This is a genomic window from Streptomyces sp. NPDC088747 (genome assembly GCF_044751025.1).
Classification (GTDB): Bacteria; Actinomycetota; Actinomycetes; order Streptomycetales; family Streptomycetaceae; genus Streptomyces.
Genome location: NZ_JBIVKZ010000010.1, coordinates 221,795 through 236,120, shown reverse-complemented (window position 1 = coordinate 236,120; position 14,326 = coordinate 221,795). Strand labels below are relative to the sequence as shown.

At 71.0% G+C, this 14,326-nt stretch carries 12 protein-coding genes; 2 read left to right on the top strand and 10 right to left on the bottom strand.

Annotated elements, in window-relative coordinates; translation table 11 throughout:
• Positions 1 to 26: 26 nt before the first annotated feature.
• Positions 27 to 1,091 carry a lipoyl protein ligase domain-containing protein gene (locus ACIP79_RS24195; RefSeq protein ID WP_401226582.1) on the top strand — a complete coding sequence of 355 codons (1,065 nt, stop codon included), beginning with the start codon at positions 27 to 29 and terminating at the stop codon, positions 1,089 to 1,091.
• Positions 1,092 to 1,161: 70 nt separating this feature from the next.
• On the opposite strand, the gene ACIP79_RS24190 is transcribed toward ACIP79_RS24195, so the two are convergent.
• Positions 1,162 to 1,788, bottom strand: a complete 627-nt coding sequence (locus tag ACIP79_RS24190) for a DUF4232 domain-containing protein (protein ID WP_401226581.1) — start codon at positions 1,786 to 1,788, stop codon at positions 1,162 to 1,164.
• 272 nt (positions 1,789 to 2,060) lie between these two features.
• On the opposite strand from ACIP79_RS24190, the gene ACIP79_RS24185 reads away from it, so the two are divergent.
• Positions 2,061 to 2,720: a hypothetical protein gene (locus tag ACIP79_RS24185; protein WP_383684169.1), complete on the top strand. Its 660-nt coding sequence runs from the start codon at positions 2,061 to 2,063 to the stop codon at positions 2,718 to 2,720.
• 115 nt (positions 2,721 to 2,835) lie between these two features.
• Here ACIP79_RS24185 and ACIP79_RS24180 read toward each other — a convergent pair whose 3' ends face one another.
• The 9 genes from ACIP79_RS24180 to ACIP79_RS24140 form a co-directional block, all read right to left on the bottom strand.
• A complete protein-coding gene (locus ACIP79_RS24180; RefSeq protein WP_401226580.1) occupies positions 2,836 to 4,365 on the bottom strand; it encodes an NCS1 family nucleobase:cation symporter-1 in 1,530 nt (509 codons plus the stop codon).
• A gap of 143 nt (positions 4,366 to 4,508) precedes the next feature.
• Positions 4,509 to 5,531, bottom strand: coding sequence for a TIGR03842 family LLM class F420-dependent oxidoreductase (locus ACIP79_RS24175; protein ID WP_401226578.1), 1,023 nt, complete (start codon positions 5,529 to 5,531; stop codon positions 4,509 to 4,511).
• Between the two features lie 18 nt (positions 5,532 to 5,549).
• Entirely contained in the window at positions 5,550 to 6,950 is a 1,401-nt protein-coding gene (hydA, locus tag ACIP79_RS24170; RefSeq protein ID WP_401226576.1) for a dihydropyrimidinase, read from the bottom strand.
• 145 nt (positions 6,951 to 7,095) lie between these two features.
• On the bottom strand, positions 7,096 to 7,938 hold the full coding sequence (locus ACIP79_RS24165) for a nitrilase-related carbon-nitrogen hydrolase (protein WP_399208732.1): 843 nt from the start codon (positions 7,936 to 7,938) through the stop codon (positions 7,096 to 7,098).
• Between the two features lie 148 nt (positions 7,939 to 8,086).
• Positions 8,087 to 9,643 (bottom strand): PucR family transcriptional regulator, encoded by a 1,557-nt coding sequence (locus tag ACIP79_RS24160; protein WP_401226575.1) that lies wholly within the window; start codon positions 9,641 to 9,643, stop codon positions 8,087 to 8,089.
• A 22-nt stretch (positions 9,644 to 9,665) separates the two neighbouring features.
• Positions 9,666 to 10,952, bottom strand: a complete 1,287-nt coding sequence (locus ACIP79_RS24155) for an aspartate aminotransferase family protein (RefSeq protein WP_401226573.1) — start codon at positions 10,950 to 10,952, stop codon at positions 9,666 to 9,668.
• On the bottom strand, positions 10,949 to 11,791 hold the full coding sequence (locus ACIP79_RS24150) for a nitrilase-related carbon-nitrogen hydrolase (protein WP_401226571.1): 843 nt from the start codon (positions 11,789 to 11,791) through the stop codon (positions 10,949 to 10,951). Before ACIP79_RS24150 ends, ACIP79_RS24155 begins: the two co-directional genes overlap by 4 nt.
• 163 nt (positions 11,792 to 11,954) lie before the next feature.
• Positions 11,955 to 13,889 carry a hypothetical protein gene (locus tag ACIP79_RS24145; protein WP_401226570.1) on the bottom strand — a complete coding sequence of 645 codons (1,935 nt, stop codon included), beginning with the start codon at positions 13,887 to 13,889 and terminating at the stop codon, positions 11,955 to 11,957.
• A gap of 174 nt (positions 13,890 to 14,063) precedes the next feature.
• Entirely contained in the window at positions 14,064 to 14,315 is a 252-nt protein-coding gene (locus tag ACIP79_RS24140; RefSeq protein WP_383684155.1) for a helix-turn-helix domain-containing protein, read from the bottom strand.
• Positions 14,316 to 14,326: the final 11 nt, after the last annotated feature.

Sequence of the window (14,326 nt, the reverse complement as noted above, 5' to 3'; positions counted from 1 at the left end):
ACGGACACGGAGGCGGAGGCGGATCGGTGCACGGTGAGTACAAGGTCCCCGGCGGCAAGCTCGTCGTGGTCGACCTGGACGTCGAGGGCGGATTCATCAGGCACGCGCGCGTGGCGGGCGACTTCTTCCTCGAACCGGACGAGGCGCTGGCCGCCGTCGACAGCGCTCTGAACGGCGCCCCCGCGGACACCGACGCCGCGGGCCTGGCCGCCCGCGTCGACGCCGCGCTTCCCGCAGGCACGGTGATGTACGGCCTGACCTCGGAGGGCATCGGCATCGCCGTACGCAGGGCGCTCGCGCACGCCACCGACTGGACCGACTACGACTGGCAGCTCGTCCACGAGGGACCCCAGTCCCCCGCCCTGCACATGGCACTGGACGAGGTCCTGACCGCCGAGGTCGCCGCGGGCCACCGGCCCCCGACGCTGCGCGTGTGGGAGTGGGCCGCGCCCGCCGTGATCATCGGCAGCTTCCAGTCGCTGCGCAACGAGGTCGACCCGGCCGGTGCCGAGCGGCACGGCGTCGAGGTCGTACGACGGATCTCCGGCGGCGGCGCGATGTTCGTGGAACCGGGCAACACCATCACGTACTCGCTCTCCGTGCCCGAGTCCCTCGTGCAGGGGCTGTCGTTCCAGGACAGCTACGCGTACCTCGACGACTGGGTGCTCGGCGCGCTCGGCGACATGGGCATCAAGGCCTGGTACCAGCCGCTGAACGACATCGCCACGGAGGCCGGGAAGGTCGCCGGTGCCGCGCAGAAGCGGACGGTCGGCCCGGACGGCGGGCCCGGCGCGGTGCTCCACCACGTGACCATGGCCTACGACATCGACGCCGACAAGATGCTCGAAGTACTGCGCATCGGCCGGGAGAAGCTCTCCGACAAGGGCACGAAGAGCGCGAAGAAGCGGGTGGATCCGCTGCGCCGACAGACCGGTCTGCCACGCGAGGCGGTCATCGAGCGGATGATCGACTCGTTCCGTGGCCGCTACGGGCTGTCGGCGGGCAAGGTGACACCGGAGGAGCTGGCACGCGCCGAGGAACTCGCGCGGACGAAGTTCGCCTCCCCGGAGTGGACCGGCCGCGTGCCGTAACCGCCGCCTTCCGGACGTACGGCGCCCACGGCCGCTGTGATACCCCCATTGCGACAACCCCTCCGGTCGGCTAGGACACGGGCGTCCAGGGGGTCGTACCCAGGACGTTCTCCGGACCGATGTCGAGAGGATCATCGAGGCGTACGTTCACGCCGTCGCCCTTCGCGTCCGGCGCGACGCGGAGATACGTACCGTCCTCGGCCGCCATCCGCCAGTACAGCCCCGCCTGCGTGGTCTCGCCCGGTCCGAGCGTGAAGGGTTCGGGTTCGGCCGGGTCCGGCGCCATGGGCACCTCCTCCGTCCCCCGGGCCGTGCGGACGCCCGGGAACGGCTCACCCGTCTCGTCCAGGACGGTGACGGAGGGATACCCGTCCAACTCGTACGGCCGCTCACCGCAGTTGGTCAGGATGAGTGACATGTACCGCAGCCCCATCGCCCCGTCGACGGGACCGACCGCGTAACGCAGACCGGACGACGGGCAGCCGCTCGCCGCCTGCACCGGCGGCGACGGTGCGGGCTGCGACGGTGCGGGCGGGACGGACGCGGTCGGAACGGCGGCCCGGGTCGCCTCGGGGCGGGGTCGGCCATCGGGGTGGAACTCGCGGTCCAGTTCGGCGGAGAGTCCGCAACCGCTCACGGCCAGCGCGAGGCAGACGAGGGCGGCACTCTGGGTCGCCTTCAGGCGTATCGCACTCACCCGGCGATCATGGCATGCGGGCCGGGCGAGCGGTACGACCGGACAACTCCCTTTGCCCGCGAGGAAGTTCGGCACGAGGCGCCGGACACGCCCCGCACGAGCCACGACGGCCCGCACCGGGGCGGGGGCCACACAGGCCGTCAACAGTGAGTCACTGTGACCGCACAGGCACAGAGCGAGTTCGGGCTTCCACCCCACAGGGAGTCGTGTGACACTGGCGTCCCGTCCGCAGTGCGGACCACCTCCGCACCGTCCCCCACGAGAAGTGCGCCGTGCGTTCTCTTCCTTTGCCGCTCGCCCTCACCGCGCGTCTGCTGCCGGTCGTCGTGCTCGCCTCCGCGGGCTGGGCGTTGACGTCCGGTCCGCTCGCCGCGACCCCGACCGCCGCCGAGGACAAATCACCGCAGAAGCCCACAGAGTCGGCGTCCGCGCCGTCGACCTCCGCGGCCACCAAGACGTACGCCGCCTCCCCCTCGCCCTGCGACAGCGTGGCCGAGAAGACGATCAAGTCGCTGGTCCCGGGCGCCAAGACCGCCGGCCAGGAGATCGCCTCGACCGACAAGTCGGTGCGCCGCACCTGTTCCTGGAACGCCCTGAAGGGGTTCGACTACCGCTGGCTCGACGTCTCGTACGAGGTCAAGGAGTCGGACGCGGCGGCCGAGAAGTCCTACAAGGAGCGGATCGCCGACAAGAGCGGCGGCGGCGCCGTCCCCGGCGTCGGTGACGCGGGCTACTCCGTGGTGAACCTCACGACCGAGGACAAGCAGCAGACCCGCGAGGGCGTGGTGATCGTCCGGGCGTCCAACGCGCTGGTCCTCATCACCTACAACGGCAGCGACTTCGAGTCGAAGAAGGCCCCCTCGGCCGACGTGATCAACAAGGGTGCCATCAGCGCCGCCAAGGAAGCCGTGGCGGCGCTGGACAAGAAGTAGCGGGACCGGCCGGGAACGGCGCGACCCGGCGCCGCTATCGGCGCGCCGTGACCGCGGCCGGCGTCGAGGCCGACCGCCACCGGACGGTCGGCCTCGCGCTCGGACACCCTCCGGCTCACACGGCCGTCTTCCCCCGCCCACGCGCGAGCATCAGCGCCAGGTAGAGCGCCATCGACGTCCCGAGGCCGACCGCCCAGCCGTAGTCGGCGAGCGACTCCAGTGCCGGGACGGGCCGTCCGTCGATCAGCGGGTGGAAGTCGGCGCCGCCGATGGCCAGTACGCCGCCGGTGACGAAGGCGACCACGGCCCGCCAGTTCCAGCCGCCGTCGTACCAGTAGCGGCCGCCCGTGCTGTAGAGGTCGGCGAGGTCGAGCTTGGTGCGGCGCAGGATCCAGTAGTCGGCGATGAGGATGCCGGCGACCGTGCCGAGCAGACCGCCGACGAGTCCGAGCCAGGTGAAGATGTAGCCCTGCGGGTCGGAGTAGAGCTTCCACGGGAAGATCAGCACGCCGAGCACGCAGGTGACGAGGGCGCCGGCCCGGAAACTGATCTTCCGGGGCGCGATGTTGGAGAAGTCGAAGGCCGGCGAGACCAGGTTGGCCGCGACGTTCACGGACAGGGTCGCCACGAGCACCGTCACCAGCGCGAAGATGATGCCGAAGACGTTGTCCGTCTTCGCGGCGAGCTGGACCGGGTCCCAGATCGCCTCGCCGTACACCGCCTGGGAACCGGAGGTGACCATCACCGACAGGAAGGCGAACAGCGTCATCGTGGTGGGCAACCCGAGGGCCTGCCCGAGGGTCTGCGCCTTCTGGCTCCTGCCGTACCGGGTGAAGTCCGGGATGTTCAGCGACAGCGTGGACCAGAAGCCGATCATGCCCATGAGGGCGGGGGCGAAGAGGGTCCAGAAGTCGGGCCCCCAGCCGAGCTTGGACGGCTGGTCGAGCAACGGGCCGAAGCCGCCCGCCTTGTCGCTCATCCACCACAGCATCACGCCGGCGCCGACGAGCACGAAGGGCGCGGCCCAGTTCTCGAAGCGGCGGATCGTCTCCATGCCCCGGTAGATGATGGCGACCTGAAGCACCCAGAAGATCGCGAAGGACAGCCACATGGTCCAGGCGTAGCCGCCGATGTGGCCGGCGTTCGCCCAGCTGTCGCCGAAGAGCTTCCCGGCCAGGAAGAAGATCGCCTCGCCGCCGATCCAGGTCTGGATGCCGAACCAGCCGCAGGCCACCAACGCCCGTACGACAGCAGGCAGGTTGGCGCCGCGGACACCGAAGGAGGCACGGGCGAGGACCGGGAACGGAATGCCGTACTTGGGTCCCGCGTGCCCGGTGAGCAGCATCGGGACCAGCACGATCAGGTTGGCCAGCGCGATGGTGAACACGGCCTGCTTCCAGTCCATGCCGACGGCTATCAGACCGGAGGCCAGGGTCCAGGAAGCGGTGTTGTGGGCCATGCCGACCCAGAGCGCGGAGAAGTTGTACGTGGTCCAGGTGCGCTTCTCTATCGGGACCGGCAGCAGGTCCTCGTTGGCGTAGGGGCCGCTGGGCACGGGCGCGCCGGGAGCTGTCTCCACCCGGCCGTCGGGGAGCGTGACCTGAGCGGCGGGCGGCGGACTGTCGGTGGGGACGGTCTCGGTCATGGGCAGGCCAATCGACTGAGGAGTGACGGGAAAGGCCGTGCGGGGCGACCTGCGGGGCGCCGGGCAAGCGCCCTGATCCCCTTCCCGGGACGGCGGGAAGGGGAGAACGGGGGAACCGCGGGCGGGCCTCGACGGCCCTGCTTCTAGAGGGCGTTGAGGGCGGGGATGACCTTCGTCCCGTACGCGTCGATGGTGGCCTCCTGGGCGTCGTGCATGTCGTACACCGCGAACTGGTCCACGCCCAGCGCGCGCAGGGCGGTCAGCTTCTCGATGTGCCGCTCGGCGGTGCCGATCAGGCAGAAGCGGTCGACGATCTCGTCGGGCACGAACCTGGTGTCGGGGTTGTCGCTGCGGCCGTGGTGCGAGTAGTCGTAGCCCTCACGGGCCTTGATGTAGTCGGTGAGTTCGTCGGGTACGGCGGCCGAGTGCTCCCCGTACTTGGACACGAGGTCGGCGACGTGGTTGCCGACCATGCCGCCGAACCAGCGGCACTGTTCGCGGGCGTGGGCGAGCGCCTCGGGCGAGTCGTCCGCGGTGATGTAGGCGGGCGCTGCGACGCAGATCCTTACGTCGGAGGGGTCGCGGCCCGCCTCGACGGCCGCGTCCTTCACGGCCTTGACCATGTACTCGGTGAGGTACAGGTCGGCGAGCTGGAGGATGAACCCGTCGGCCTCCTCGCCGGTCATCTTCAGGGCCTTGGGTCCGTACGCGGCCATCCAGACCGGGAGTTCGGCGCCGGGCCTGACCCAGGGGAACTTGATGACGGTGCCACCGAGGTCGGCCTCGTCGCCACGCGCGAGGGCCCGGATGACCTTCATGGCACCGCTGATGCGGGCCAGCGTGTTGGGCTTGCGCCCGGCGACACGCATCGCCGAGTCACCGCGCCCGATGCCGCACACCGTCCGGTTGCCGTACATGTCGTTGAGAGTCGCGAAGGTGGACGCGGTCACCTCCCAGGTACGGGTGCCCGGGTTGGTGACCATCGGTCCGACCGTCAACTTCTCGGTGTTCGCGAGGATCTGACTGTAGATCACGAAGGGTTCCTGCCACAGCACGGCGGAGTCGAAGGTCCAGCCGTACGTGAAGCCGTTGTCCTCGGCCCGCTTCATCAGGTCGATGACGCGGGAGGCGGGTGGGTCTGTCTGCAGGACGAGTCCGAAGTCCATGGCGCCGCTCCTGGTCTCTCAGAGAAGGTACTGACAGGTGGACCGGGGGGTGTAGGCGCCGTGTCCCGCGCGCCCGGTGAACTCCCGCTCGGTGATGACGAGTTCGCCGCGCGAGAGCACCGTCTCGACGCGGCCGGTGACGCGCTTGCCCTCGTACGCCGAGTAGTCGACGTTCATGTGGTGGGTCTCGACCGACATGACCTGCTCGGCGTGCGGGTCGTAGATGACGATGTCGGCGTCCGCGCCCGGCGCGATGGTGCCCTTCTTCGGGTACAGGCCGAACATCCGGGCAGGCGTCGCGCAGGCGATCTCGATCCAGCGGCGGCGCGAGATGTGCCCGTCGACGACGGCCTGGTGGAGCAGGTCCATCCGGTTCTCCACGCCCGGGAGCCCGTTGGGGATCTTGGAGAAGTCACCGCGTCCGAGCTCCTTCTGGCCCACGAAGCAGAAGGGGCAGTGGTCGGTGGAGACGACCTGGAGGTCGTTCGTGCGCAGTCCGCGCCACAGGGCGGCCTGGTGCTCCCTTGGCCGGAGCGGCGTGCTGCACACGTACTTCGAGCCCTCGAAGTTCGGCTCGGCGAGGTTGTCCGTCGACAGGAACAGGTACTGCGGGCAGGTCTCGCCGAAGACGTTCAGGCCCTCGTCGCGCGCCCTGGCCAGTTCGGCGACCGCCTGCTGTGCCGAGACGTGCACCACGTACAGCGGCGCGCCGGCGACCTGCGCGAGCTTGATGGCACGGTGGGTGGCCTCGGCCTCCAGGAGCTCCTTGCGGACCTCGCCGTGGAAACGCGGGTCGGTCTCCCCGCGGGCGAGCGCCTGCTCGACCAGGACGTCGATCGCGATGCCGTTCTCGGCGTGCATCATGATCAGGCCGCCGTTCTCGGCGGAGCGCTGCATGGCGCGCAGGATCTGGCCGTCGTCGCTGTAGAAGACGCCGGGGTAGGCCATGAACTGCTTGAAGGAGGTGACGCCCTCCTCCACCAGCAGGTCCATCTCCTTGAGGGTGTCCTGGTTGACGTCGGAGACGATCATGTGGAATGCGTAGTCGATGGCGCACTTGCCGTCGGCCTTGGCGTTCCAGGCGTCGAGGCCCTCGCGCAGCGAGTGGCCGACGCTCTGCACCGCGAAGTCGATGATCGTGGTCGTGCCGCCCCAGGCCGCGGCCCTGGTGCCCGTCTCGAAGGTGTCGGAGGCGAAGGTGCCGCCGAAGGGCAGTTCCATGTGGGTGTGCGCGTCGACACCGCCCGGGATGACGTACTTCCCGGTGGCGTCGATGGTCCGCTCGGCCGTCCACGCGTCGGCGGCCGGGGTGCCGGTGGCGGCGAGGGCGGCGATCCGGCCGTCCTCGATCAGGACGTCGGCGTGGATCTCGTCGGACGCGGTGACGACGAGTCCACCCCTGATGACGGTACGGCTCATGCTCCCTCTCCTTCCGGTCGTGCGTGCACTGAGGGAATACCGAAGCTGTTAATGGCTGGGGTCGACGCTGTTTCCGCACAGCGAAGTCGGTGCCGTGGGCGTGGGCCCGGCTCCCCGCGAGCCGGGCCCACGGGGTCCGACGCGGCTACGGAGCCGTCAGCGGCCCGTATGCCCCCGGCGCGCGGTCCCGGTAGAACTGCCACCGGTCGCGCACCTCGCGGAGCTTGGCCAGGTCCAGGTCCCGGACGACGAGCTCCGTCTCCTTGTCGCCGGCCACCTCGCCGACGAACTGGGCCTCCGGGTCCACGAAGTAGGAGGTCCCGTAGAAGTCGTTGTCGCCGTACTCCTCGACACCCACCCGGTTGATCGCGCCCACGAAGTACTCGTTGGCGACGGCCGCAGCCGGCTGCTCCAGCTGCCACAGGTAGCCGGACAGGCCGCGTGAGGTGGCCGAGGGGTTGAAGACGATCTCGGCGCCCGCGAGCCCCAGCGCGCGCCAGCCCTCCGGGAAGTGCCGGTCGTAGCAGATGTAGACACCGATCCTGCCGACGGCGGTGTCGAAGACCGGCCAGCCGGAGTTGCCCGGACGGAAGTAGAACTTCTCCCAGAATCCCGGCACTTGCGGAATGTGGGTCTTGCGGTACTTGCCCAGGTAGGAGCCGTCGGCGTCGATCACCGCGGCGGTGTTGTAGAGGACGCCGGGCTGCTCCTCCTCGTACATCGGCAGGACGAGGACGATGCCCAGTTCCTTGGCCAGCGCCTGGAACCGCCGCACGATGGGGCCTTCGGGGATCTGCTCGGCGTACGCGTAGAACGCCTTGTCCTGGACCTGGCAGAAGTACGGGCCGTAGAACAGCTCCTGGAAGCACAGGACCTGTGCGCCCTGCGCGGCCGCGTCGCGGGCCGCCTGTTCGTGGACCTGGATCATCGACTCCTTGTCGCCGGTCCACGCGGTCTGGAAGACGGCGGCTCGGATCACTCTGCTCATCGGGACCTCCGGTCGCTCGGTGTGCGAGGAGCCTAGGAAGTCCCGGGGCCGGGTTTGAGTGGCACCGTGTCACGTCTGCGGACGCCGGGCGTTCCACCGTGTCACCCCGGCCCGCAGGCGCGCGTTTCCCGCTGTTTTCCACGGTGTTTCACCTCTGTTGGGCGTCGTGCGCGAGCAGCGCGATGTGGACGGAGGCGGCCTGCTCGAAGTCGTCGAGGTCGACGCCGAGCCGTGCCTCTATGGCCTCCAGCCGGCGGTACAGCGCGGGCCTGCTGACATGGTGGAGCTGTGCGGTGCGGGACTTGTTGCGGCCGGTCGCGAGATACGTCCGCAGCACGGGCAGCAGCTCCGACTCCGCGTCGGCGCCGCACAGCAGTCCGTCCAACTCCCGCTCGGCGAAGGCCTGCACGTGCGGGTCGTCGCGCAACAGCCGGACCAGCCCCCGCAGATGAACGTCACGCAGCCGCACGAGCACCGGCTGGTCCAGGCCGGCGGGCGCGTCGGCGGCGGCCTCCGCGACGTGCAGGGCCTCGCGCAGACCCGCGCACACGTCGTCCCAGTCGGTACGGGGGGCCGCGGCGGCGACGGTCGCGGGTGCTCCGGTCTCGTGCCGCAGCCGCAGGGCCAGATGCGTGGCCAGCGCCTCCGCGTCCTGGTCCCGGGCGAGGCTGAGCAGCACGGCGGTGACCCCGTCCGCGAGCTCGCCGACCAGTCCGGGAAGCCCCAACAGGCGCAGCACGCGGTCCAGTTGAGCCGGTTCGCCGTCGCGTACCACCAGCGGGACGAACGCGCGCCGGTTGACGGGCAGCCCGGCGGCCCGTGCCCTCGGGAGCAGTTGGCGGGCCGGTACGACGCCGTTGACCAGGTCGGTCAGCAGGCTCCGCGCGGACTGCTCCTCCCAGGTGTGCGTGGAGCCGTTGAGCATCCGGTGCAGGACCAGCGCCTCGGCGGCCCGGTCGGCGAGCAGCCGGCCGGTGGTCGCGTCACCCCGGTGACCGCACAGCACGATCCGGCCCCAGCGTTCGCCGCGCCCGCCCAGCTCGGCCCTGATCCACCCGTCGCCCTCGCTGCCACCGGCCTGCCGGGAGATGCGCTCCCAGTCGCGCAGTACGTCGTCCACGGCCGACCGCTCTCCCGCCGTTGCGAGGACCCGGTGTGCGAGGTTGGTGACGACGACGGGACAGGCCGCGTGCCCGGCGATCTCGTCCAGCATCCGTTGCAGTGGCGCGCCGGAGGTGATGAGCCCGGTCAGCGCCGTCCGTACCGCCTCGGACAGGCTCACCGCCGCGAACTTGCTCCGCACCAGCCGGGACTGCACCTCCTCCGTCAACTCCGCGAAGGGGAAGGGCCGGTGGAGCACCACCATCGGCAGCCCGCACCGCTCGGCGGCCCTGCGCATCACGTCCGGCGGCGCGGGGAAGGCCCGGCCGAGTCCGAGGACGACGGCCGCGGCCTCCGCGCGGTGCAGCGAGCGGATGTACTCGGCCTGCGCCTCCGGGTCGCCGGCGAGCAGCACCCCGGTGGTGAGCACCATCTCGCCTCCCGTGAGCATCACACCGACGTCGGCGGCCTCGGCGACATGCACCCAGCGCACGGGCCGGTCGAGATGGCTCGCGCCGGCCACCACCTCGGGCTCTCCGGCGAGCACCCGGTCCATGGTGAGGACCTGGCGTACCGAGAGGGCGGGTTCCAGGGCGGTGGTCATGGCGGCGATCCCTTACTCGGTCCTACGGGGTGAGACACCTCAGCGCGCGCTCCAGGATCGCCGCGCCCTCCTCCGCCTCCGCGACGGTGAGGGTCAGCGGCGGCGCGATCCGCAGCACGCTGGTGTCGTGGCCGCCGCCCTTGCCGATCAACAGGCCCTCGGCGCGGGCCGCTTCGAGTACGGCCGCCGCCCCTTCGGGATGCGCCTCGTCGGTGCCGGGTTTGACCAGCTCGACGCCGATCATCAACCCGCGGCCCCGGACCTCCCGTACTCCGTCCAGGTGCGCGCTGACCGCCCGCAGCCGTTCGATGAGCAGGCCGCCGACGCGCCGGGCGTTGCCCTGGAGGTCGTGTTCGAGGAGGTACGACAGGTTCGCGAGCCCCGCCGCCATCGTGACCGGCGAACCGCCGAAGGTCGAGATGGAGTTGGAGTCGAGGCAGTTCATGATCTCGGCGCGGGCCACGACACCGCCGACGGACATGCCGTTGCCGATGCCCTTGGCGAAGGTGAGCATGTCCGGCGGGCCGGACTCCGCGTGCGCCTGCCAGCCCCAGAAGTGATCGCCCGTCCGTCCCCAGCCGGTCTGCACCTCGTCGGAGATCCAGAGGATGCCGCGCTCCTCGAGCACCTCGCGGAAGGCGGCGAACAGGCCGTCGGGCGGCGCCGTGAAACCGCCGACTCCCTGGATGGGCTCGGCGATCAGGGCGGCGGGCGGCCGCACATGACCGAGCAGGTCCTTCAGGTCGGCGACGCAGGCCGCGATGAACTCGGCGTCGCTGAGAGCGGCGTACGGGCCGCGGGTGCGGACGCCGCCGTGGACGTACAGCGTCTGGAGCGGGGAGAGCGAGGTCGGCGACCAGCCCTTGTTGCCGGTGATGCCGACCGTGGTGAAGGAGCGGCCGTGGTAGCTGTTGCGCATCGCCAGGATCTGGTTGCTGCGGCGGTACGCGGTGGCGAGCAGCAGGGCCGTGTCGTTGGCCTCCGTGCCGGAGGTCGTGAAGAAGACCCGGGCGTCCGGGATGCCGGACAACTGGGCGACGCGCTCGGCGAGTTCGACCATCTGACGGTTGAGGTACAGCGTGGAGGAGTGGATGATCCGCCCCGCCTGCTCGCTCACCGCCTTCGTCACCTCGGGCAGCGCGTGCGCGGTCATCGTGGTGAGGATGCCGCCGAAGAAGTCGAGGTACTTGTTGCCCTCGGCGTCCCAGACGTGCCGGCCCTCGCCGTGGGTGATCTCGATCGGGTCTTCGTAGTAGAGGGCCAGCCAGTCGGGCAGGACGGCCCGGTGGCGTGCGTAGAGGTCGGTCACGGCTGCACCAGCCCCTCGTAGGCGTCGGGTCGCCGGTCGCGGTAGAACGCCCACTGCCGGCGCACTTCCTCGATCAGGTCGAAGTCGAGGTCGCGGACGACGAGTTCCTCGGTCTTGTCGCTCGCCGTCTCGCCGACGAACTGGCCGCGCGGGTCGACGAAGTAGGAGGTGCCGTAGAAGTCGTTGTCCCCGTACTCCTCCTGCCCGACCCGGTTGATCGCGGCGATGAAGTACTCGTTGGCGACGGCCGCGGCGGGCTGCTCCAGCTGCCAGAGGTGGGAGGAGAGGCCGCGGGAGGTCGCCGAGGGGTTGTAGACGAGCTGGGCGCCGTTGAGGCCGAGTTGCCGCCAGCCCTCGGGGAAGTGGCGGTCGTAGCAGATGTAGACGCCGACGCGGCCCACCGCGGTGTCGAAGACGGGCCAGCCCACGTTCCCCGGTTTGAAGTAGTACTTCTCCCAGAAGCCCTTGACCTGGGGGATGTGGTGCTTGCGGTACTTGCCGAGGTAGGTGCCGTCGGCGTCGATGACCGCCGCGGTGTTGAAGTAGAAGCCGGACTGCTCGACCTCGAAGACGGGCACGACGATGACCATGCCGGTCTCGCGCGCGAGCTCCTTCATCCGGGTGACGGTGGGCCCGTCGGGCACCGGCTCCGCCCAGCTGTAGTGCTCCGGTTCCTGGACCTGGCAGAAGTAGGGGGCGTTGAAGACCTCCTGGAAGCCGATGATCTTGGCGCCCTGCCGGGCCGCCTCGCGGGCGTGCTCCTCATGCTTGGCGACCATGGATGCGGTGTCGCCGGTCCAGGTGGCCTGGACGAGAGCGGCGCGTACGACGTTGGCCATGAGCTGCTCCTTCGACAGGGATGTCAGAGAGCTTCTACGCCCGTAGACAAAGGCGGTAGAGGCTCGAAAGTAAGCCCACTGAACAGCCTTGCCAAGACCATCGTCGTTAACCCGCTGAGTCGATCACGTTTCGCACCCCTTGTGGGTGAGCGTGCCGGGCCGGTCAGGCGCTGAACCCGGCGACCCGCAGGGCGTGCACGACATCCCGGTGCCGCTCCTCGGACACCCCCTTCGCGGCCTCCAGGAGGAGCGGTACCAGCCGCTGCGGGTTTGCTTCCGCGCTGCGGGCCGACTCCTCCGGGGTGCGCATCCGGACGTACGCGCCGAGGAGCGCGCGGATCTCCCGGTGGCGGGCCTCCTCGGTGAGCCGCAGCACGGCGGCGCCGATCTCCGGGGCGGGCCGCGAGACGCCCTGGCGCAGCATCTGCTGCCCGTCGGCCGTGCGGCCCGCCGCGACGAGCGCGTCGGCGGCGGCGACCAGCCGGTCGGCGGGCAGCGACGCGGCCTCCCACAGGAGGGTGGCCCAGTCGGCGTCCAGGCCCGCGCGGTGCAGTTCGGCGGCGAGCAGCGGGAACCGGGCGGCCGGCCAGCCCGCGGCCTCCACGAGCACGGCGTGCGCCTCGCCGCTGCGGCCCTCGTTCCGGAGCCGGACCAGCCTTCCCACGGTCTCGACGGTGTCCCGCCGGGTGTCGTCGTCCAGCGGCACCCGTCGCGGCGGCTCCGCCTGCGCGGCGGCTCCCGCGAAACGGGCGCCACGGGGTGTACGGCGCCCTTTCGCGGTCAGCGCGGGCTCGGCGGGCGCCCTCGTCTCCTGGGCCCCCACGGCGCCCGTCTCCGCCTCCGGCTCCGGCATCCCGGCGAAACGGGCGCTGCCCCGGCCACGGCGCTTCGAGCGCTGCTTGCCGGCTGAGGGCGCGGGGTCCTCGACCGGGGGCTCGGCGCGGTCGGACTCCGCGGCGGGTTCGCGGGAGGTGCCGGGTTCGACGTCGGAGATGTGCGCGCCGTCGCGGCGCGCGGCGTCGCGGCGGGCTCCGTCCTCGGAACGCGGGCCGTCGTCGGGCCGGACGGCGGGGGCGTACGCGGCGTCGCGGTCGGCACGGTCGGTGTCGTACGCGGCCTCGCGCCCAGCGTCAGCGTACGGGGCGTACGCGGCGTCGCGCCGGGCGCGCGGGTCCGGACCGGCACCGTACGCGCCCTCACGCCCGCCCGAACCGGTGCCGTCGGCGTCCCCGCCCGGGGACTGGGACTGGGACTGATAGTGGGCCTGAGCCTGGGCCTGTGACACGTACTCGTCCGGATCCGCGCCGGAGGGGTCGTCCGGTGCGGCGTCGGCGGCAGGGCCGTAGGGGTCGGGGTGGGAGCCAGGTCCGTCGTTCCGCGGTGCGGGAGTCGCGGACGGCGACCTCGGTCCGGCCTGCTCCGGGACTCTGGCGCGGCGCCGGGCCGCCCGCCCGGATCCCAGGATCCCGCGACCCGGCTCGGAGGGCCGGTCCTCGTCCAGCTGCCGGGCGGCGGCCACGTCGGCGGGCCGCTCCGCACCGTCGAGGTCCGCCCGGTTCCCGGAGCCGCCGCCGGTCGGAAAGTCCTGGGCGCTCCGGTCGAGGCCTTCCATGCGGCGGCGGATCTCCGCGCAGCGTGCGGTGGCGCGTTCGTGGTCGTCGTGGGCCCAGGCCAGGTCGAGGCGGATCGACTCGACCTCCCGCTGGGAGGCGGCCGAGCGGAGCAGCCGGTTCAGCTCGGCCTGGCGCTCGGCGGCGTAACGCTGTTCGCGCAGGACGACGTCGAGCCGGTCGCTGAGCGCGTCACGGCCGCCGGGCCTGGCGTCGTACGCGGCGAGCGAGGCGCTGTGCAGGGCACGGGCGCGTTCCGCCTCCTGGGCCGCGGCTCGGTCCCCGTACTCGGCCGCGACATCCTGGAGGAGCGCCTCCACGACATCCCACGGCGGCACCTCCCACCCGCCCAGGCAGGCCCGCATGCCGTCCGGATCACGCTGCCAGAAGACTCCGCACCAGCCACCGCCCTGGTCGAGCCGTTCCATCAGCGTGTTCAGGAACCTCGCGAACTCCCCCACCTGCAACGGGAGTTGTTCCACAGCCATCACACAACTCCCGCCAGACTGGAGTGTTCTGATCCGGTAGAAAACACCCTCCGTGTTACGGAAGGGCTACGAGGAGTTTTCGGACCGGACGCAGAGTCCTGTGACCTTAGCGGGAGTTGAGGGGTTCTCGCGGGCCGTCCGGGCGTCCGCCACCCGACGACGACGGCGGATCACTCACACCGGGGCCGGCACGCACCCCACCGCGAGATCGTCCATGGACAGTCCGAGCGCTCGGGCGAGCGCCGCCACGGTGAAGAAGGCGGGAGTGGGCGCCCGCCCGGTCTCGATCTTGCGGAGTGTCTCGGCGGAGATCCCGGCGTGTGCCGCGACCTGCGCCATGCTCCGCCCACCGCGTGCCTCGCGCAGCAGCAGCCCGAGCCGCTCGCCGCGCTCACGTTCTTCCGGGGTCAGGGGGTTACGCACCATCTCCCCATTCT